This window comes from Collinsella aerofaciens (assembly GCF_015552075.1).
Taxonomy (GTDB): Bacteria; Actinomycetota; Coriobacteriia; order Coriobacteriales; family Coriobacteriaceae; genus Collinsella; species Collinsella aerofaciens_Y.
This window is the reverse complement of the sequence record NZ_JADNDZ010000087.1, coordinates 1-18,045: the sequence shown is the minus strand read 5'-3', so window position 1 is coordinate 18,045 and position 18,045 is coordinate 1. Positions and strand designations below refer to the sequence as shown.

Sequence of the window (18,045 nt, the reverse complement as noted above, 5' to 3'; positions counted from 1 at the left end):
GGCGGGCGAAGCGGGCCCTATCCCCCGACCGAGCTCATCGCCCCGCGTTGCCGTGCGGCGATTTTCGTAGGTTCGCGCCTTGCGAAAGCCGGCTTGCAAATCAGCACAGCGAACGAAAATGACCCCACCTGGGCCAGTTTCGTTCGCATGAATTATTGATATGAGGCGTCGCTCTTACGCCTCGCGCAGCCAGTCAAACGCAACACGCGGCGTACCGTCCGACACATACACGACGCCGGCACGCTCAAATCCCGCCTTAATACTCGCACCCTGCATGGGCAGGTTATCCTGATGCGTGTCGATACGCAGGTGGTCGGCACGCTCCTTGGCAAAGGCAAACATCGCAGCCGCGATACCGTGCACGGTGCCGTCGGATGCCACACGGTGCAGCACGGCGTACGGATTGTCGCTACGCCATTGACCGTCCTCAATTACGTCATAGCACTCGTCCGGGCCCGGTAAAAAGGCAAACGTCGCCACCACGCGGCCGTCGACTTCGCACACATAGCTGCCACCAGCGGCAATATCGGCAGCCAGCTGCTCGGCAGAAGGCGTGCCCTCGGGCCACTGCGTGGCGTTGCCATGCGCGCGCATAAAGGCGCGGGCCGCGTCATAGATAGCCATGACGGCGGGAATGTCGGTATCGAGGGTTTTTCTGATCATCACGCGGCGACCTCACGTTTATTGGTATCACTTTGATTGAGCAATGATACCAACGTTTGGAGAGAGGCGCGAAGCAGATGGGGAGCAAAAAGCGAGCCGCCTGGTCAAAGGCCAAAAGCGAGTTTTTGGGCGCTGCCACCGGCGACGATATGAGCGACCTGTTTGCGCGCGAGGATGAGCGCCGCGACGCCCTGGATGCCGAGCGAGATGAAGCCTGGCGCTACAAGTCGTGCGAGCGCAAAAACCGTTACGACACGCGCGCCGAGGCCGAGGCCGTTATGGCCGACTGCGAAAACCGCGGACGCCGCGGGCTGGCCTGCTACAAATGCGAATACTGCGGCGGCTGGCACCTGACGTCGCACCCTTGGAAATAGACCCCGCATCGGCACAACACTGACGGAGCGCCAGCCATCGCACGCAAGCTACGGGCGCGGCGGCACCAAAACATCGTAGCGGACGGCCTTGCCCGCAAGCTGATAGCTCGGCTTAACGCCGGCAAGCAGTGGCCCCTTCACCGGTCGTTTGATAACGACCTTGCGCGGGTGCACGGCAAGCGCAGCTTCGACCAGCGTCTCCTCATCGGCGCACGGCTGTTCCAGATGATGCAAGAGTTGGAACTTCTTTTTCACCGCCGCGCTTTTGGTGCGCTCGGGAAACATGGGGTCCAGATACACCACGTCGGGAGCGGCAAGCTCGCCCTGCCCGATCAGCTCAGCTGTATGGCGAAGGCCAGCAATGCTGTCCTCGCCCGCATGTAAGCGCATGCGCGCCACGGCAGCCGCAAGCGCCGGATCATCTGCCGCGCGATTCAAAGCATCCTTGAGGAGCGCCGCGATCACGCAATCCTGCTCATACAGATCGACGGTAAAGCCCGCGGCCGCCAACAGCAGCGAATCCTCGCCAAAGCCTGCCGTGGCATCAATCGCCCATGGGCACTCGATGCCTTTTGCGCGCGCAGCCTTTACCAACAGCTCTTGCTGCAGACGGCCCTGCTTGAGCCGCGGAAGCATGCGGTCAAAATCGGCACGCAGCTCCATCGTGCCGTCGGTGAGCGTGAGGCCCTCGGACTTCCAGGTCAGCTCAAGCCCCGCGGCCCGAGCAACAGAAAAGGGATCGACGACACCCATGGGTACTCCTTAACAAGCTAAACGAATACGTGAGCGCCGTTCATGCCAGCACCCAACCGTCCGCTATTGTCCCACATGCGACATGGCCCACAGCATCCCAATGCAAAGCACCGCCATCAATCCCGTGCACACGGCAGCGATCACAGAATCACCCATGCGCCTTCCCAACGACCGCGGCTCACGCACTTGCCCTGCTCCGTACATCATGACTCCTCCTTGAGACCAGCTCCTTGTTACGGCCTCATCATCGCAGCGCCGCACATGGGCTGCCATCGATTTGGCTTACGTCCAGCTTTCCTTTTTGAAAGGTTGGGGTGGGCTGCGCGGGGTCAAAGCGCTTTCAGGCGCATGCATCGCCGCGTTGAACTACAATGTGCTTCACCATATGTGCAGCACATGGGGTACGTCAGATTGACGTACTCGTATCGAAAGGACCAGCCATGAGTTCCGCTCGCAAGACTCTCAAAATCCTTGCCCTCGTCTACTTTGTTTTGGGCATCGCCAGCCTCGTCATCGCCGGCGTCGGCATCGCGACCGGCAACCTCGATTCCACGTACGGGTCGAACGCCATGCTCGCCGCGGTCGTGCTGGTCGCCAAGGGCCTCATCGATCTCGCCGCGGGCGTTGCGGGCATCAAGGGCGCCAACAAGCCTTCGCAGGTGGATGGTGCGTTTAAGCTCGGCATCGTTGCCGCAATCGCCACGATTGCGCAGGCCGCGCTCACGCTTCCCGCGCTCGGCGGCAGCTCCGTCAATATCGTCGCCTTTGTCATCGTGGTCTACGACCTGTTCTTTGTTCAGCAGGCACACGCCGTTAAGGCCGAGAACAAGGACCGCCTGTAAGCGCTCGCTTCTCATAACCTCTGCAGCCAAGCAACTAAAAAGGGCCGATCGCGCATCTCCGCGGTCGGCCCTTTACGTTTGCCCAGACAAAACCTACCAAAACAAACCTGTCCCTTTTTGGCAGGTTGTTAGCTGTGGCGGTACTCGGCGATGATGAAGTCGATGTCGGTTTGAAGGGTATCCAGGTTTGCCAAGCGCTCTTTGTCGGCAGGGCGCGTGCGGTAGTAGTACGGCGTCATCTGGAACACCGCCTCGATGTCGGCCTGGGTCTGGAGCGTAATATTCGCAGATACCCGCTGCGTTCCGACCAACTCGAGCTCGGTAGTCTTCGGCAGCTTCTCGTCGTTAAGGTACGGCGTATCGTAGAGCACTTCCTTAAGCCCAAACAGATGACGGGCACCCGGCACCACGGTGTAGAGCGAGCCCTCCGGCGCCAGCACGCGGGCAAACTCGCGCTCGTTAAAGGGAGCGAAGAGCTCGGTCACCATATCGAAGGCGCCATCGGCCACAGGGATGTCCTTCATGTTGGCTACGAAATAGGTCGCATCGTCGCGCTTGGCGGCAAGGCGCACCATCTCTTTGCCCAGGTCGAAACCGTAAGCATCCACGCCCGGCACCGCGCCCATGGCGCTGGTGTAATAGCCCTCGCCGCAGCAAATATCGAGCAGCGTCATGGGACCGCTCGTAGACGCAGCACGTCCAGACACCCGCTCGCGCACCAGCTCGACCATCGCATCGCGCAACGGCGCGTAGTATCCACGGTTCAGAAAGTCACGACGGCTGCGCGCCTGTGACTTGGGATCGCCCATGGAGTCGCCGCTCTTGGACGAGCGCAATAGATATAGATAGCCCTCGCGCGCACGGTCAAACCGGTGTCCGCCCGCGCATGCAGCACCGCGTTCGTCATCCACCAGCGGCTCATGGCAAACGGGACACAACAACATGGCAACTCCTTAGCGCGAACAACACAACGCCCACCATTGTCGCACGCCTTCCCCGCCTAGTCATTGGGGACGTTCTTGAATGAGTAATCGTTTTAGAACGTCCCCAATGACTAGGCGATTAGGAGTATCATCGTCTGCGCAAATAAGCACAAAAGAGCATGTTAGAGATTGAGAGCGTATGGCTGACACCGTATCTAAGCACATTGACATGACCACCGGATCGCTGTGGCGCAATGTTCCCCTGTTCGCCTTCCCTGTGGCCGCCACGAGCATCTTGGAGCAACTGTCGAACCTCATCGCCACGGTCATCATCGGTAACTTCTCGGGCGACCAGGGAACCCTCGCCATGGCGGCGGTCGGCTCCAATGTTCCGCTTACCAGTCTTATGCTCAACCTGTTTATTGGCATGTCGCTTGGCTCCAACGTGGTCATCGCCAACGCTATCGGCCGCAACGATCAGAACATGGTCAAACGCGCCGTCCACACCTCGATTCTTATGGCACTTGTGGGCTTTGTCGTCATCGCACTGGGCGAGATCTTTGCCGAGCCCATGCTCGCCGCGCTCAACGTTCCCGCCGAAACCATGCCGCTCGCTTCGCTCTACCTACGCGTCTTTTTGCTCAGCATGCCCTCGATCTTGCTTTACAACTTTGAGGCCGCGATCTTCCGCTCCGTCGGCATCACCCGCATGCCGCTGCAGGCGCTTGCCGTGTCCACCGTCCTCAACATTGGCCTGGACCTCATCTTTGTCCCCGTACTCCACTGGGGCGTCGCGGGCGTCGCCATCGCCACCGCCATCGCCTACACCGTCAGCGCCGCTACGCTCTTTATCCGCCTGCTCAAGACCGACTCCGTCGTCCGCGTCACCCCGCGCGACCTGGCTATCGACCCCGTCGCCCTCAAGCGCATCGTCAAGATCGGCCTGCCCGCCGGCATCCAGAGCGCCGTCTTTGCCGTCGCCAACATCATCATCCAGTCTGCTATCAACAGCCTGGGCACCGAGGTCATGGCGGCATCGAGCGCCGCTATGAGCTTGGAGTACGTATGCTACAACCTGCTCAACAGCTTTAGCCAGGCTTGCACCACCTTTGTGGGACAAAACCACGGTGCCCGCCAGATCGACCGCTGCACCAAAACGCTCAAGGTCTGCCTGGTCGAAGGCGGTATCGTTGCACTCACCACGATCATCGTTATTGTCGGCCTGGGGCGCGAGATCTTGTCGCTGTTCAACAGCGATCCCAACATCGTCTCGATCGGCTATATCCGCGTGTGTTCGATCTTCCCGGCGTACGCCTTTAGCATGTTCTACGAAAACATGTCCGGCTACCTACGCGGCTTTGGTATCTCGCTCACGCCCGCCCTCATCACCATGATCTGCGTCTGCGGCATCCGCTTCTATTGGGTGTTCTGCGTGTTCCCGCACTTCCGCACCTTTGCGAACATCATGATGGTCTACCCCATCAGCCTGGGCACCACGGCGTTCTTTATGGTCGTGGCGGTACTACTTTGCCACCCGGCACGCACCTATCGCGCCACCCAAGCCAAAGCGACAGCCCGCTAGACACCGCACTCAACGCCACGCCAGTCATTAATTGACAATATGCGAGCTCATATAGTCGATAAAGCGCCTCGTGGCGATAGGCATGGTATCCCAGCTGCGCCAAGCTGCCACTACGTCGCGCGAGGGAGCATGCACGATGGGTCGCACACGAATATCGGCTCGCATGCCCTCCACAGTACGACGGTAGAGCATGCTCACGCCTAGGCCCTCCTCCACCATCGCCATGATGGTGTAGTCGTCAGTCACCTCACTCGTCACGTGCGGCGACAGCCCATGTGTCGCAAATGCATCGAGCACCAGGCTCTGTTCGCCCTCATCCAGCAGCACAAAGGGCTCGGACGCCAGGTCGGCGAGCGTCACCTTTTCCTTTGCCGCCAGCGGATGCGCAGCCGGCAGCAGCGCCACCAACTCATCGTGATAGACCACGCGCTTCTCGAGGCCTGCGGTAAACCCGCGCGCCGTAAAGCAAAAATCCACCACGCCGTCGTGCACCCACTGAGCGTTGCGCGTGTAATCGCCCTGCTTGAGGGTAAAGCGTACGCCCGGGTGCAGCGTACCAAAGTCGCGGATCACACGCGGCAGCACGGTACGGCTCACGTTGGTAAACGTCGCGATGCGAATATCGGTCGACGAAAGCCCCAGCAGCTCCTGGCGCTTGCCCTCGAGCTCGGCCTCGGCGGTCACAATCTGGCGCAGGTACGGCAGATACTGCTTGCCATCGCGCGTAAGCGAAACGCCCTGCTTTCCGCGCTCGATAAGCGTGGTGCCCAGCTCGCGCTCGAGCGCCTTGACGGCCTGGCTCACCGCACTTTGCGTATAGCCCAACTCGTCCGCTGCACGTTTCAGACTGCCGCAATCGACCACCATACAAACAATCTGATACCGCGATGCCATCGTGCCTCCACATCAATGCAGCCGTAAAACGTTTTGCCAGCGCTTTTCCTAATGACATTAGCATTTCTTAATCATACTGAAGATACATTCGCTTTACTACATCCACATCTGGGAGCAGAATCCTTTTTACGAAACCGTTCTGTAACAAAAGGAGTCCCATGGATCGCAAAAAACCAATCGCGCTCTCATTTTCCGTTCCCGTCGCATGGGGCTTTTCGTACCCCCTCATGAAGATCGGCATGGACAGTATGAACGCCACGAGCATCGTTGCGCTGCGCTGCATCATCGCCTTTGTGGCTTGCCTGCTGCTCTTCCACAAGCGCGCTTTCCGCATCAACCGCGACCTTATGGTCCGCGCTGCCATCATCGGCGCCATTATGGCAACCGAACTCACCTGCATGTGCCTGGGCTCCAGCCTCACCTCCGCCTCCACCGCCGGCTTTTTGCAGAGCCTGACGGTCGTGATCGTGCCGTTTGCCAACGCCGCCCTGCTGCGTCGTGCCCCCGAGCGCAAAGTGCTCGTCGGCACCGCCATCGTCACCTGCGGTATGTTGCTGCTCTCGGGCGCCGACTTCACCAGCCTGAACCCGGGCGCGCTCATCATGCTGCTCTCCGCTTTTGTCTATGCCGGCCATATCATTGTGGCGAAGCGCTTTGTCGAAGATGTCGACCCGCTGGCCCTGGGCGTTTGGCAGCTGGGCTTCGGCGGCTTATTCTCGGGTATCGCCGCATTCACCTTTGGCGGTTTCACGCTTCCCGGCACGCCGAGCGAGATTGTCGTTGTCGTCGCGCTCGCACTCATCTGCTCTGCCTATGGCTTTATCACCCAAACGCTCGTGCAGCCCCACGTGCCTGCCGAGACCACCGGCTTCGCTTTCTCGCTCGAGCCGGTCTGCTCTGCCGTCTTTTCGTTCTTCCTGGTCGGCGAGGTCCTGAACCCCATCGCCTTCTTTGGCGCCACCCTCATCCTCACCGGCGTCATGGTGGCAACCGTCGAGCTTCCGCACCTCCGTGCACATGGACAGGCCCGTATGGCAGGAGCGCCCGAGCGCGTCTCGTAGACCCCGTTCTTCATACAGCCGTGTCATAAAGGCAACCGGTGCGCCTTTACAATAGATGCCAACAGAGCATCTACCATAAAGGAGCCCCATGGACACCGCAACCCGCGACCACAACATAGCAACTTGGTTGGGCGATGCGCCGCAGCCGGTACGTGACACTACGAACCAGCTGCTCGAGCGCATCGCCCTTTTGCGTGCCGAGCAAACCATCTACCCGGCACAAGACGACATCCTCAATGCCCTCGCCTACACGCCGGCCGACCAGGTCAAGGTTGTCATCTTGGGTCAAGACCCCTATCACGGACCTAACCAGGCAATGGGGCTGTCGTTCTCGGTCCCCGCGACGCAAACCAAGTTGCCGCCGAGCCTGCGCAACATCTATAAGGAGCTCAAAGCCGATTTAGGCTGCCCCATTCCCGCCACGGGAGACCTAACCCCATGGGCACAACAGGGCATCCTGCTCCTCAACACTACGCTCACCGTGCGCGAGCATGCCGCGAACTCGCACGCCAAGCTGGGCTGGAGCACGCTCACCGACTACGTTATCGAACGCTGCTGCCAGCTGCCCCAGCCGGTCGTCTTTTTGGCATGGGGCCGCTTTGCCCAGCAGATGGTCGAAGGCAAGCTCGCTGCAATCGGCGCGGGCAAGGCAACCGGCAAGTTCTGCCTGGCCTCTACGCACCCCTCGCCGCTTTCGGCCAACCGTGCCACGGCAGAACTCCCCGCTTTTATGGGGTCGCGCCCCTTCTCCGCTGCCAATCGGCTACTCGAACAGCACGGCTCGACCCCCGTCAACTGGACTTGCCTCAGCTAAAAATCGATACATCAAAAACGCGCCCGACGGCTTTCCATCGGGCGCGTTTCCTATTCGGGCCAAATAAATTGTGTGCGGCCGGCCTCGCCGCCATCGATCAGCAGGCTCTGCCCGGTCATAAACCGGTTGGTCACGCCCACAAAGTAGATCCACTCGGCGATCTCTTGGGCGGTGGCCCAGCGTTTAAGCGGCGTGAGCTCCATAATCTGGTTCCACAGGTGTTCGTCTTCCATCACGCAACGGTTGAGCGGCGTGATAACGCCGCCCGGGTCCACACTGTTGGCGATGGCCTGCGGTGCCAGGCGGTTTGCAAGGTTCTTGGTGTAGGCGATAACGCCGCCCTTGCTGGCAGCATAGGCGGGAAACTCCGATCCCGTATGTCCGCTCGCCGACCCCACATTGACCACGGATTTGATAGCCAGTGTCGGCTTGGCGGCAAGCCCCTCCCCCACAAAGGCGTAGTGCTCGGTCACGTTGATGGTGCCACGCAGGTTGGCAGCAATATCGTCGGCCGAATCCTGCGTACCGGCAACGTTCACGATTACCTGGGGTTCAAGGTCGCCTGGAAACGAGTCCGGCTCGCGGACATCAACGATCAGATGGCGGTAGCGCTCGTGTTCGATCGCCGCCGGCAGTAGATCAAAACCCACGACCTCGTGGCCCTCGTCCAAAAAGCGCTGCACGCACGCGGCTCCGATACCGCCCGAAGCGCCCGTGATCAAAACCCGCATACTCGCTCCTTAGGCGGTTGCGTGGCGCTCGAGGTACTCGGCGCCCACATTCTCACGCTCCCAGCCACGCACGACCTTGTAGCCCACGGGGCTCAGGAAGACCTCGCACAGCAGCTCGGCGACAGCGCCGGTCAGCGAACACATAAGGACCTGCACCCAGGTCCAACCAAAGAACGTGTGGCTCACCACAATGGCAAAGACCAGGTTGTCGATAAACTGGCCAACACCCGTGGACACATAGGAGCGGAAGGCGAAGCTCGCAAAATTATTCTTTTTGAGCATGCGGCCGAGCGACTGGTTGAGCGTGGAGTTAACCACGGCAGAGACGAGCATTGCCAGCGAAGAGCCCAGCACCACGTACCAGGTGCCACCGATGGTAGCGTTAAGGGCAGTGTTAACCTCGATCATGCCCGTGTCGTAGTAGGCGCCCCACATACCGGGCGTGAGCGAGCATGCCCAAAAGCACAGGCTCACGGCCAGGTTGACCAGCAGCGCGAGGATAGAGATTTTGATGGATGCCTTGGCGCCAAAGCGTTTGCAGATCATGTCCTGGCACAAAAACGAAACCCAGCTCACCACAAAGCCGCAATCGAGTGCCAGATACGGCAGGCTGATGAGCTCTTTGTTGGCCAGCAGGTTCATCATGATGACACTCACGAAAAACAGCGAAACCGTTGCCGCGGGAATGCTCCGCAACAGGACCTTGTAGTCCTCCATGACCTTCTTGATCATTATGTACTCCTTTGGTTTTAGGTTTAACGAGCAGGATATCGGACCCGAACTGCTCGGACGCCCCGGTCTTGAGACGACGGTGGGTATGATAGCCGCTCACACGGCATCAGGCAAGCAAACGGCGCGGCAGCTCCGCAGGGCCACCGCGCCGATGCGTTAAAACGCTACGTTGCCAAACTCCGACAGGATAAGGTCGGGGTTGTGGTCGGTTGCCCAATCCACGTTCCACGGACTCGTGAACAGCAGCAGCTTGCCGCCGCGCATGTCCTCGACGCGCAGGGTGTCGCGCGTGAGCGAAAGGCCCGGGATATCGATGGTGTCGGGGTCGTTCTGGATCCAGCGGATGTCCGTATAGGGCAGCGGCTGGCGACGAACCTCAACACGGTACTCGGCCTTGAGGCGGCGCTCGAGTACCTCAAACTGCAGCACGCCGACCACGCCCACGATGACGCTCTCCATACCGGCACCCAGCTCGCGGAAGATCTGGATAGCTCCCTCCTGGGCAAGCTCCTCCATGCCCTTGACGAACTGCTTGCGTTTGAGCGTATCGACCTGCGTAATGCGAGCGAACATCTCGGGGGCAAACGTCGGGATCTGCGGATACTGCACGTGGCGCTTGCCGGAGCACACGGTGTCGCCGATGCTAAAGATACCCGGGTCGAACAGGCCCACGATATCGCCCGCATACGCCTCGTCCACGATGGCGCGGTCATCGGCCATCATCGAGGTACCCGTGGCAAGCTTGAGCTTGCGGTTGCCCTGCACGTGGAAGGCGTCCATGCCGCGCTCGAACTTGCCCGAGCAAATGCGCACAAAGGCGATGCGGTCGCGGTGGTTCTTGTCCATGTTGGCCTGGATCTTAAACACAAAGCCGCTGAAGTCGTCGCGGCAGGGATCGACCGGCTCGTTGGTGAGCGTATCGGTATAGGCGCGCGGCGTCGGGGCCAGGCGCAGGAACTCCTTGAGGAAGGGCTCCACGCCAAAGTTGGTGAGCGCCGAGCCAAAGAACGCCGGGCTTAGCTTGCCGCAGGCCACGGCATCCAAGTCGAGCTCGTCGCCGGCACCATCGAGCAACTCGATGTCGTCCATCAGGTTCTTATGGTTCTCCTCGCCGATGAGCTCGTCCATAGCGGGGTCGCCCAGCTCGGCCTCGACCTCGGCGACCTTCTTGGTGGCGTTAGCGTGGCCGTCGCCCTCAAAGGCGATAACGCGACGGGTCTGGCGATCGAACACACCGCGGAAGTTGCGGCCGCTGCCGATCGGCCAGTTCATGGGATACGTATTGATGCCCAGGACATTCTCGATCTCTTCCATGAGCTCAAACGGATCGCGGGCCTCGTGGTCGAGCTTGTTCACAAAGGTGAAGATGGGAATGTGGCGCAGCGTGCAGACCTTAAAGAGCTTTTTGGTCTGGGCCTCGACGCCCTTGGCGCCGTCGATGACCATGACCGCGGCGTCGGCGGCCATAAGGGTACGGTAGGTATCCTCCGAGAAGTCCTGGTGGCCGGGGGTATCGAGGATGTTGACGCAGGCGCCGTTGTAGGTGAACTGCAGCACCGAGGAGGTAACGGAAATGCCGCGCTCCTTCTCGATGTCCATCCAGTCCGAAACGGCATGCTTGGCCGAGCTCTTGCCCTTGACCGAGCCGGCGGTCTGGATGCTGCCGGTATAGAGCAGCAGCTTCTCGGTAAGCGTGGTCTTACCGGCGTCCGGGTGGCTGATGATCGCGAATGTGCGGCGCGACGAGATTTCATCCGACAGGCTTGCCATGCGGATCCTTTCTTGCATTGAGTGCATTACGTCGTTGTAACCGCACTATTGTAGCCGCGAAATCTCGCTCTAGGGCGCCTATCAGGACAAATTCATCAGTTGGGGCCTGGGTAGCCGGCCCAATCAGCATTTGCCTCTTGCATAACTGTGCATAGTGTATATATACTGTGCTTACCGGTTATATACACGTGTAGCCCATCAGCTAAGGAGCCGCTGTGGACATCATCCTATCCAATTCGAGCGATAAGCCCATCTACGAGCAGATAACCTCGCAGGTCAAAGCTCAGATTTTATCGGGCACGCTCGCTGCGGGCGCCATACTCCCCAGCATCCGTGCACTCGCGAGCGATCTTGGCGTGAGCGTCATCACCACCAAGCGCGCCTACGCCGACCTAGAGCAACTCGGGTTTATCTGCACCGTGCAGGGCAAGGGCTGCTTTGTCGCCGAGGGCAACCAGGAACTCTTGCGCGAAAACCAGCTCTGCCATATCGAAGAGCTACTTGCGAAAGCGGCGAGCCAAGCCGAAACCCTGGGCGTCACGCGCGACAAACTGCACGAGATGCTCGACCTGGTAGCCCCCGAAACCATGCAGTAGCCATCTGCAAGAAAGGCTATACCATGCAAAACCTTTTAGAACTCAAAGGCATCTCACGCCGTGTGAGCGACCGCTTTTCACTACGCGACGTCACGCTCGCTGTGGAGCCCGGCCAGATCGTTGGCTTTGTAGGCGCAAACGGCGCCGGCAAGACAACGACCATTCGCGCCGCGCTCGGGCTTATAAAGCTCGATGCCGGCGAGGTGCACCTGTTTGGGCTGCGCTGTGGCGCCGACGCGCCCGATGAATCGCAACGTCATCTACGCTCCCGCGTCGGTCTTGTCCTGGACACGTGCCCCTTCCCCTCCACGCTCAGGGTGGGCCAGATCGAGTCGCTCGTAGGCCCGGCGTACCCCACGTGGGACCGCGAAACGTTCGCCGGATTCATCAACCGATTTGGCCTCGATCCCAAGACAAAGGTCAAGGACCTCTCCCGCGGCATGGGCATGAAACTGCAGCTTGCCTGTGCGCTCAGTCACAAGGCCAAGCTGCTCGTTTTGGACGAAGCCACCGCGGGCCTCGATCCCATGGCACGCGAGGAACTGCTTGATGAGCTGCTTGCCTTTGTCGCCGACGGCCAGCACAGTGTGCTGCTCTCGAGCCACATTACGTCCGACCTCGATCGCACCGCTGATCGCGTCATCTGCATCGATAATGGCTCGATTATTTTTGACCTGCCGCGCGAGGACATTACCGACCGCGCCGGCATCGCCCACTGCACCCAATCGCAGGCTGCCGAGCTTATGGCTTGCGTCGAAGGCGCCCGTGCCGCCCGTCACGCCTACAGCGTGGACGTACTCGTACCCAACCGTCGCGAAACGCTCGAGGCCTTTCCCGAGATTCCCTGCGATCGGGCAACCATTGATGACTATCTGCGCCTCATACTGAAAGGGGCTTCGAAATGAAACGCGCCTTTATGTCCGAACTCGCCATCGTTCGCACGCTCATCCCGAGCATTGCGGGCGTCGGCTTGTTCATCTTCGTTGTGCTGACGCTCGTCAACGCGTCGGATGGCGATTCCGGTATGAGCGCCGGCGCCTGCGCCGTCAGTGCCATGTCGCCCATCATAGTCATGAACTCACTGGCCGGTTTCGACAATCAAAACGGTTGGGAGCGCTACCGGGCAACGCTGCCCTTCTCGCGCAAAGACATCATCCGCGCACGCTACCTGAGCGTTATTGTCTTCTCCGCCGTCATGGCATGTGCAGCTACGCTTTTGAGCATCGCCTCCATCCCGCTCTTCAACAGCGCGGGCATTCCTTCGACGGGACAGACGGTCTTTGAAATCGCAATCGCCTCGGCAGCATCGATGCTCATCTCCCTCATGATGGTGTTTTTGGCGCAGCCGCTGTTCTTTCGATTTGGTCACATGGAGGCGCTGCGCCTATCCGTTGGCCTGTTTGCCCTGCTTGGTTGCGGCACCATGGCCACGCTGAGCTCCTCCAACCCCATCAGCAACTGGCTCATGTCGATTGCCGGGGCGAATCCCGATCCTGCCGTCCTTGGCTGTCTGTGTGCAGGAATTGCCGTACTGGCGCTCGCACTATGTGTAATCAGCTGCGCTGTCAGCACCAAGGTTTATCGAGCACGCGATCTGTAATCGACGGCTAAAAAAGCTTAGGTGGTACCCCGCTTATTTTTTCAATGTAACGAGGCGGCATAGCGTCACCACCGCCCTTCACAGCAGGCCGTCTAGTTCTTGGCAACCAAAAAGACACCGTCAGCATATCGAAGGTGAATACTTTTCCGAGAAGTGAACGAGTAAAAACAGTGCCCTGTAGCATCGACATTTTTAAGGACTCAATTCCTGCGGTTTTTGTCTAAGAATCCTGCAGTTTTGTTCGTAAAAAGTGTGTATGTTCCAGGGGTCCAGATTTACTCGTTCACTTCGCGGAAAACCATTCACCTTCGATTCGAGCCTTAACCAAATGCCCTCTCGAACTATGGCCCCTGTCTCACCACAGCGATACCAAAGCTTCATGGCGGGGCGGTATCATCGGACGAGCGCCGTAAATCTGGCGCGGTCGTTCTTTGGGGAGGCATTTCACCCGTGTCGTGGGTCGCAGCAGCATTTGTGTCGGCTTTCTTTGCCGGCGTCACATCTGTCCTGGCCAAATGCGGCATCAAGCAGACCGACTCCGATGTCGCGACGGCCATTCGCACCTGCGTGGTGCTCGTTTTCGCCTGGGCAATGGCGGGCATTTCTGGATCCATTGGAACCATCGGCAGCATCGAACCCAGATCTTGGCTCTTTCTCGTCCTCTCGGGACTCGCTACCGGCGCTTCGTGGATCTGTTACTTTAAGGCGCTGGGCATCGGAGACGTCAATAAGGTCGTACCGGTCGACAAGATGAGCACCGTACTCGCCGCACTGATCGCCATCGTGCTTTTTGGCGAGACGAGCAACCTTGCGGTTAAGCTCGTGGGAACCGCTGTCATCACCCTCGGCACGTTTTTAATGATCGAGAAGAAGCAGTCTGCCGGACCCGAACAGCAGCAAGACCGGACCTGGCTCGCTTACGCCCTCGGCGCTGCCGTGTTCGCGGCGCTCACGTCCATCCTTGCCAAGGTTGGCATCGAAGGCGTCGAGTCAAACCTGGCCACGGCAATCCGCACCTGCGTGGTACTGGTTATGGCATGGGCGATCGTGGCAGCCAAGGGAAAACTGGATCAGGTCGCGCACGCTGACCGGCGCGAACTCACATTTCTCGCAACATCGGGCATCGCGACCGGAGCATCGTGGCTGCTCTATTACTACGCCATCGCCACAGGCCAGGTGAGCGTCGTGGTGCAGATCGACAAACTATCGATTGTCGTATCAGTACTATTTGCGCGCCTGACATTCAACGAAAAACTCTCACGACACAGCGTCATCGGTCTCGCCCTCATCGTACTGGGCACCGCCGCGCTCGCAGTTTGGAAGTAGCGCGGCCAGCAGCCGCTACATCCTCACACCTGGCTTGGGATGCCTGTACTGACCGTGGGATGCCGTGCGCTTACCGTGCGAGATGGCAAATTTGGGACAACAATGCAGGCAACGAAGGCAGGCTGCGCACTCCGGCTTTGTCCAGACGGGAAGGCCGTCGCGCATCTCAATCGCCGCCATGGGGCAGCGCTTGGCACACAGGCCGCAGCCGATGCAGCGATCGGCATCGACGGCAAACTTGCTCGTCTGTTGCATGCGCGGCAGCCCAATTGCGTGATACGCGCACGATGCAAACAGAGGCACGCGATGGCGCATCATGTTGCCCGTGCGGCGTGCCCGCACCGCCTCGATCACGGCATCAATCTGCGCCTCGGCAGCTCTATTGATACCCTCAACCTTTTGAGGGTCAGACAGGTCGAAAACAGGCGTCCAGGTATCGGGCATCTTGACGCTCATCGCCGCATCTAACTCGAGCCCACGCTCGTGTAGCAGATCGCGGGCGAACTTGGCCGATTGCCCGGTCGTCGAACCATATGTCGAGACATAGAACGTATAGGGGCGCTCGCCGCCCTTTGTGCCGGCAGCAACCGATAGGTCGACAGTCTTCAAAAACTCGATCATTGGCGTCGGCAAGCCCCAGGCGTATACCGGGGCGACAAACCCCAGCCGACAGGGGCCTTCCATCACAGCAAGGTGAAGGATCTCGGCATCAAAGCGCTCAATCGACATAACTTTGTCGCTTGTCGCCGCTGCAATGCGACGCGCCACATGCTCGCTGTTCCCTGTCGCGCTAAAGTACAGGATCATCTCGTACCCCTGGAATTGACTCGTGAAAAACCGCGCTACTTGCGCAGCGGCTTGGGCAGCGGAATGCCGGCGGCGATAACGGCGGCGATGATCATGCAGACGATACCCTTGAGTGGGAAGCACATGAGCAGCAGGCCCACGACCATGACCGGCTGGCGCATGACGGCGCCCATCGTCGATGCCGTGCAGACGGCGACGCAAAAGACCGGATCGGCGCCGGTGAGGATAGCAAGGCCATAGCCCAGGCTCACACCCGAGAAGATAACCGGGAAGAAGTGACCGCCGCGCCAACCAAGGTTGATGAGGGCGGGCGTCAGCATGGCCTTAACAAGACCGGTCGCGATAAGCACGCCGGCGGGGATGGTCAGATAGGTCTCCATGAGCACGTCGGCCTGGGTCTCGCCGGCAAACATGGTGTAGGGCAGGACCGTGCCGCAGATGGCGAGCGCCAGACCGGCCAGCATGGCTTTGACGACAGGGCGCGCCCCTATTGCATGAGCAAGCGCTTCGCTCGCGTGCTCAGAGACAAAGTACAGCCAGCCGCAGATTGTTCCGATCAGCGACAGAGGGATGAGCCAGATAAGCTCCAGATTGCCCACCACGGCAGCCTCGAACCTCGGCATACCCATGCCGCCGCCCATGAGCTGGCCGAGCAGCAGGTAGGTGCCCAGGCCGCCAGCAATCGCGATGCCGTAAACCACGGTCTTTTGCGCCTTGGGCAGCCTGATGGTGATCTCACCGGATTCGGAATCCTCACCATCGCCGGCACCCTGGCCGTCAGCACTTCCGGCAAGCGGCGCCACAAAGCCAAACACGGGCGCGGTAAAGAGCGCCGTCAGAGCAGCCTGGGTGCCCAGCAGCGTGAGCTCCCTAAACTCGGCGCCAAAGCGACGCATGCGATCGCCGACCCAGCTGCACAGACCCGCGATGACGCCGGTCAGGCCGGCCTCCGGTCCAATACTTCCACCAAACAGCAGCGGCAGCAATGCCGCGAGCGAAAGCTTGCCCAGGTTGTCGTACGGGTAGCGCCCGTCTTGCTTAACCTTTGCCATCACCTGGTTGAGGTCATCGGTCTTGATGCCCGTCATCTTTTCGTATAGGCCAATCACCAAGCCGCCCAACAGGCAAACGAAAAACGGGTACGGCAAAAAGCCAAACGGGCCGCTGGCGAGCTCGGGCGAAGCGACGCCCAGTGCGTGCGGGATCTCAGTCCATAGATAGTCGATGCCGTGCTCCATCGCAAAGAAGAATAGCCAGACTGCAGCACCCGCGAGTGCACCGGTCACAGCAACGCTGACCAAAAACAGCGCGCGGTTTGTGGGTTTGGCAAGGTTATCCATCGGGTCCTCCCGCGGTCAAAGTCGACATAGATACATTTTATTGTAGAGCGCGCGTTGCCCGAACGAGCCAACCACCTGCGCCGCAAACGGCACCATTGGGAGTCATAGTGGAGCAGGCTCAAGACTTATCCGTTGATAATCGAGGCAATCTCACGCAAATCGTCGGCAAAGTAGATGCCGTGCTGGCGCCTCGGGCTCGAAAGCCCTTTATCAATCATGTGCCCGAGCAGCGCCTTGAGGTCGTTGTAGTAACCGTCCAGGTTATACAGGATGCACGGAGCACTCAGGTGCCCCAACGACACCGCGGACATGACCTCGGCAATCTCCTCGAGCGTGCCCGTCCCACCGGGAAAGGCGATGAACGCATCGCCGAGCTCAATCATCTTGGCTTTGCGCTCGGCCATATCACTCGTCACGATGAGGTCGTCGATACCGTCATGTTGAAACTCGGCCTCGATAAAAAAGCTCGGCTCAACACCCGTCACGTGTCCGCCAGCATCGAGCACGCTATCGGCGAGCGCACCCATCAGGCCCGATTTGGACCCGCCGTATACCAACGCGTGTCCGTTGGCGCCAATCCAGTTGCCCAGCTCCTGCACCGCGGGCAGAAACGCCGGATCATTGCCGGCACTGGCACCCAGATACACGGTGATATTCATATTTGGTCCCCCTTGTTGTGGCGCACGACGTTCGTCTTAGCGCTGGCGTCGACGATACTCGCGCACGCGACGCGAAAGATCGGCGAGCTCGTCACGATCGAGCTCTTCCAAATGCTCAAGATCGTCCATAAAGCGCGCCATGGTGTCCTTTTGGCGCAGCTTGATAAGCGTATTGCAGTAGTTCACCGCCACGCCCGTGAGCATGGCGATGTAGAAGATGCTGATGATGCTCAGAATGACGGTAATGGCGCGGGCAACCGGTGTCTCGGCCGGAATGTCGCCAAAGCCGATCGTCGAGACCGTCTCAAAGCTAAACCAGAGACCATCGCCAAACGTGAGGGTCGTGGGCTCGGACAGCCAGACAGCCGTCGAGCACAGCAGGTAAAAGATAAGAAACAGACCCGTGATGCGTGCAAAGCCAGCCTGTCGCAGTACGTCGGAAAGCGTCCTCAACCTGTTCATCGCGACCCCTTTTCCCAGACGCCCAATCACGTTCGCTCGGTATTGTCCCACAACCGGCAGCTAGGGACGTTCCTTTTAATATGAGCAGGACATTGTCAAGAGGCAAAATCGGGCCT

Annotated in this window: 20 protein-coding genes; 9 read left to right on the top strand and 11 right to left on the bottom strand. The window is 59.7% G+C overall.

Annotated elements, in window-relative coordinates:
• Positions 1-174 precede the first annotated feature (174 nt).
• The gene (locus I2D41_RS06550; protein WP_195363958.1) at positions 175-663 is read right to left on the bottom strand and encodes a GNAT family N-acetyltransferase; all 489 of its coding nucleotides are present in this window, start codon (positions 661-663) and stop codon (positions 175-177) included.
• Positions 664-740: 77 nt separating this feature from the next.
• On the opposite strand from I2D41_RS06550, the gene I2D41_RS06545 reads away from it, so the two are divergent.
• Positions 741-1,037, top strand: coding sequence for a hypothetical protein (locus tag I2D41_RS06545; RefSeq protein WP_195363957.1), 297 nt, complete (start codon positions 741-743; stop codon positions 1,035-1,037).
• A gap of 48 nt (positions 1,038-1,085) precedes the next feature.
• On the opposite strand, the gene I2D41_RS06540 is transcribed toward I2D41_RS06545, so the two are convergent.
• Positions 1,086-1,790: a class I SAM-dependent methyltransferase gene (locus tag I2D41_RS06540; RefSeq protein ID WP_195363956.1), complete on the bottom strand. Its 705-nt coding sequence runs from the start codon at positions 1,788-1,790 to the stop codon at positions 1,086-1,088.
• A gap of 440 nt (positions 1,791-2,230) precedes the next feature.
• Between I2D41_RS06540 and I2D41_RS06535 the strand changes: the two genes are divergently transcribed.
• A complete protein-coding gene (locus I2D41_RS06535) occupies positions 2,231-2,632 on the top strand; it encodes a hypothetical protein (RefSeq protein WP_118081369.1) in 402 nt (133 codons plus the stop codon).
• 128 nt (positions 2,633-2,760) lie between these two features.
• Here I2D41_RS06535 and I2D41_RS06530 read toward each other — a convergent pair whose 3' ends face one another.
• Positions 2,761-3,576, bottom strand: coding sequence for a putative RNA methyltransferase (locus I2D41_RS06530; RefSeq protein ID WP_195363955.1), 816 nt, complete (start codon positions 3,574-3,576; stop codon positions 2,761-2,763).
• A gap of 178 nt (positions 3,577-3,754) precedes the next feature.
• On the opposite strand from I2D41_RS06530, the gene I2D41_RS06525 reads away from it, so the two are divergent.
• Positions 3,755-5,137, top strand: coding sequence for an MATE family efflux transporter (locus tag I2D41_RS06525; protein ID WP_195363954.1), 1,383 nt, complete (start codon positions 3,755-3,757; stop codon positions 5,135-5,137).
• A 27-nt stretch (positions 5,138-5,164) separates the two neighbouring features.
• Here I2D41_RS06525 and I2D41_RS06520 read toward each other — a convergent pair whose 3' ends face one another.
• The gene (locus tag I2D41_RS06520) at positions 5,165-6,031 is read right to left on the bottom strand and encodes a LysR family transcriptional regulator (protein WP_195363953.1); all 867 of its coding nucleotides are present in this window, start codon (positions 6,029-6,031) and stop codon (positions 5,165-5,167) included.
• Positions 6,032-6,189: 158 nt separating this feature from the next.
• On the opposite strand from I2D41_RS06520, the gene I2D41_RS06515 reads away from it, so the two are divergent.
• Entirely contained in the window at positions 6,190-7,092 is a 903-nt protein-coding gene (locus I2D41_RS06515) for a DMT family transporter (RefSeq protein WP_195363952.1), read from the top strand.
• Between the two features lie 88 nt (positions 7,093-7,180).
• Complete coding sequence (locus I2D41_RS06510; protein ID WP_195363951.1) at positions 7,181-7,906, top strand: uracil-DNA glycosylase; 726 nt, start codon at positions 7,181-7,183, stop codon at positions 7,904-7,906.
• A gap of 50 nt (positions 7,907-7,956) precedes the next feature.
• On the opposite strand, the gene I2D41_RS06505 is transcribed toward I2D41_RS06510, so the two are convergent.
• From I2D41_RS06505 to I2D41_RS06495, 3 genes are all read right to left on the bottom strand, one after another.
• The gene (locus tag I2D41_RS06505) at positions 7,957-8,637 is read right to left on the bottom strand and encodes an SDR family NAD(P)-dependent oxidoreductase (RefSeq protein ID WP_195363950.1); all 681 of its coding nucleotides are present in this window, start codon (positions 8,635-8,637) and stop codon (positions 7,957-7,959) included.
• 9 nt (positions 8,638-8,646) lie between these two features.
• Positions 8,647-9,369 (bottom strand): VUT family protein, encoded by a 723-nt coding sequence (locus tag I2D41_RS06500; protein ID WP_226812554.1) that lies wholly within the window; start codon positions 9,367-9,369, stop codon positions 8,647-8,649.
• 156 nt (positions 9,370-9,525) lie between these two features.
• Positions 9,526-11,139 (bottom strand): peptide chain release factor 3, encoded by a 1,614-nt coding sequence (locus I2D41_RS06495; RefSeq protein ID WP_195363949.1) that lies wholly within the window; start codon positions 11,137-11,139, stop codon positions 9,526-9,528.
• A gap of 215 nt (positions 11,140-11,354) precedes the next feature.
• Here I2D41_RS06495 and I2D41_RS06490 point away from each other — a divergent pair, with 215 nt between their 5' ends.
• The 4 genes from I2D41_RS06490 (at position 11,355) to I2D41_RS10170 (ending at position 14,661) form a co-directional block, all read left to right on the top strand.
• The gene (locus I2D41_RS06490) at positions 11,355-11,735 is read left to right on the top strand and encodes a GntR family transcriptional regulator (protein ID WP_195363948.1); all 381 of its coding nucleotides are present in this window, start codon (positions 11,355-11,357) and stop codon (positions 11,733-11,735) included.
• Positions 11,736-11,758: 23 nt separating this feature from the next.
• Positions 11,759-12,640, top strand: coding sequence for an ABC transporter ATP-binding protein (locus I2D41_RS06485; protein ID WP_195363947.1), 882 nt, complete (start codon positions 11,759-11,761; stop codon positions 12,638-12,640).
• Positions 12,637-13,335, top strand: a complete 699-nt coding sequence (locus tag I2D41_RS06480; protein WP_195363946.1) for an ABC-2 transporter permease — start codon at positions 12,637-12,639, stop codon at positions 13,333-13,335. Before I2D41_RS06485 ends, I2D41_RS06480 begins: the two co-directional genes overlap by 4 nt.
• A gap of 450 nt (positions 13,336-13,785) precedes the next feature.
• Entirely contained in the window at positions 13,786-14,661 is an 876-nt protein-coding gene (locus tag I2D41_RS10170) for an EamA family transporter (protein WP_195233082.1), read from the top strand.
• Between the two features lie 15 nt (positions 14,662-14,676).
• On the opposite strand, the gene I2D41_RS06470 is transcribed toward I2D41_RS10170, so the two are convergent.
• From I2D41_RS06470 to I2D41_RS06455, 4 genes are all read right to left on the bottom strand, one after another.
• Positions 14,677-15,468 (bottom strand): EFR1 family ferrodoxin, encoded by a 792-nt coding sequence (locus I2D41_RS06470; protein WP_118259592.1) that lies wholly within the window; start codon positions 15,466-15,468, stop codon positions 14,677-14,679.
• Positions 15,469-15,503: 35 nt separating this feature from the next.
• Positions 15,504-16,808: a chloride channel protein gene (locus tag I2D41_RS06465; protein WP_195233078.1), complete on the bottom strand. Its 1,305-nt coding sequence runs from the start codon at positions 16,806-16,808 to the stop codon at positions 15,504-15,506.
• A gap of 125 nt (positions 16,809-16,933) precedes the next feature.
• On the bottom strand, positions 16,934-17,467 hold the full coding sequence (locus tag I2D41_RS06460) for an LOG family protein (protein WP_195233076.1): 534 nt from the start codon (positions 17,465-17,467) through the stop codon (positions 16,934-16,936).
• 36 nt (positions 17,468-17,503) lie between these two features.
• Positions 17,504-17,929: a potassium channel family protein gene (locus I2D41_RS06455; protein ID WP_195233074.1), complete on the bottom strand. Its 426-nt coding sequence runs from the start codon at positions 17,927-17,929 to the stop codon at positions 17,504-17,506.
• Positions 17,930-18,045 lie beyond the last annotated feature (116 nt).

Bases quoted from the DNA above. Each gene is read 5' to 3' on its own strand.
- I2D41_RS06550 (WP_195363958.1), bottom strand. From the start codon at position 663: ATGATCAGAAAAACCCTCGATACCGACATTCCCGCCGTCATGGCTATC.
- I2D41_RS06545 (WP_195363957.1), top strand. From the start codon at position 741: ATGGGGAGCAAAAAGCGAGCCGCCTGGTCAAAGGCCAAAAGCGAGTTT.
- I2D41_RS06540 (WP_195363956.1), bottom strand. From the start codon at position 1,790: ATGGGTGTCGTCGATCCCTTTTCTGTTGCTCGGGCCGCGGGGCTTGAG.
- I2D41_RS06535 (WP_118081369.1), top strand. From the start codon at position 2,231: ATGAGTTCCGCTCGCAAGACTCTCAAAATCCTTGCCCTCGTCTACTTT.
- I2D41_RS06530 (WP_195363955.1), bottom strand. From the start codon at position 3,576: ATGTTGTTGTGTCCCGTTTGCCATGAGCCGCTGGTGGATGACGAACGC.
- I2D41_RS06525 (WP_195363954.1), top strand. From the start codon at position 3,755: ATGGCTGACACCGTATCTAAGCACATTGACATGACCACCGGATCGCTG.
- I2D41_RS06520 (WP_195363953.1), bottom strand. From the start codon at position 6,031: ATGGCATCGCGGTATCAGATTGTTTGTATGGTGGTCGATTGCGGCAGT.
- I2D41_RS06515 (WP_195363952.1), top strand. From the start codon at position 6,190: ATGGATCGCAAAAAACCAATCGCGCTCTCATTTTCCGTTCCCGTCGCA.
- I2D41_RS06510 (WP_195363951.1), top strand. From the start codon at position 7,181: ATGGACACCGCAACCCGCGACCACAACATAGCAACTTGGTTGGGCGAT.
- I2D41_RS06505 (WP_195363950.1), bottom strand. From the start codon at position 8,637: ATGCGGGTTTTGATCACGGGCGCTTCGGGCGGTATCGGAGCCGCGTGC.
- I2D41_RS06500 (WP_226812554.1), bottom strand. From the start codon at position 9,369: ATGATCAAGAAGGTCATGGAGGACTACAAGGTCCTGTTGCGGAGCATT.
- I2D41_RS06495 (WP_195363949.1), bottom strand. From the start codon at position 11,139: ATGGCAAGCCTGTCGGATGAAATCTCGTCGCGCCGCACATTCGCGATC.
- I2D41_RS06485 (WP_195363947.1), top strand. From the start codon at position 11,759: ATGCAAAACCTTTTAGAACTCAAAGGCATCTCACGCCGTGTGAGCGAC.
- I2D41_RS06480 (WP_195363946.1), top strand. From the start codon at position 12,637: ATGAAACGCGCCTTTATGTCCGAACTCGCCATCGTTCGCACGCTCATC.
- I2D41_RS06470 (WP_118259592.1), bottom strand. From the start codon at position 15,468: ATGATCCTGTACTTTAGCGCGACAGGGAACAGCGAGCATGTGGCGCGT.
- I2D41_RS06465 (WP_195233078.1), bottom strand. From the start codon at position 16,808: ATGGATAACCTTGCCAAACCCACAAACCGCGCGCTGTTTTTGGTCAGC.
- I2D41_RS06460 (WP_195233076.1), bottom strand. From the start codon at position 17,467: ATGAATATCACCGTGTATCTGGGTGCCAGTGCCGGCAATGATCCGGCG.
- I2D41_RS06455 (WP_195233074.1), bottom strand. From the start codon at position 17,929: ATGAACAGGTTGAGGACGCTTTCCGACGTACTGCGACAGGCTGGCTTT.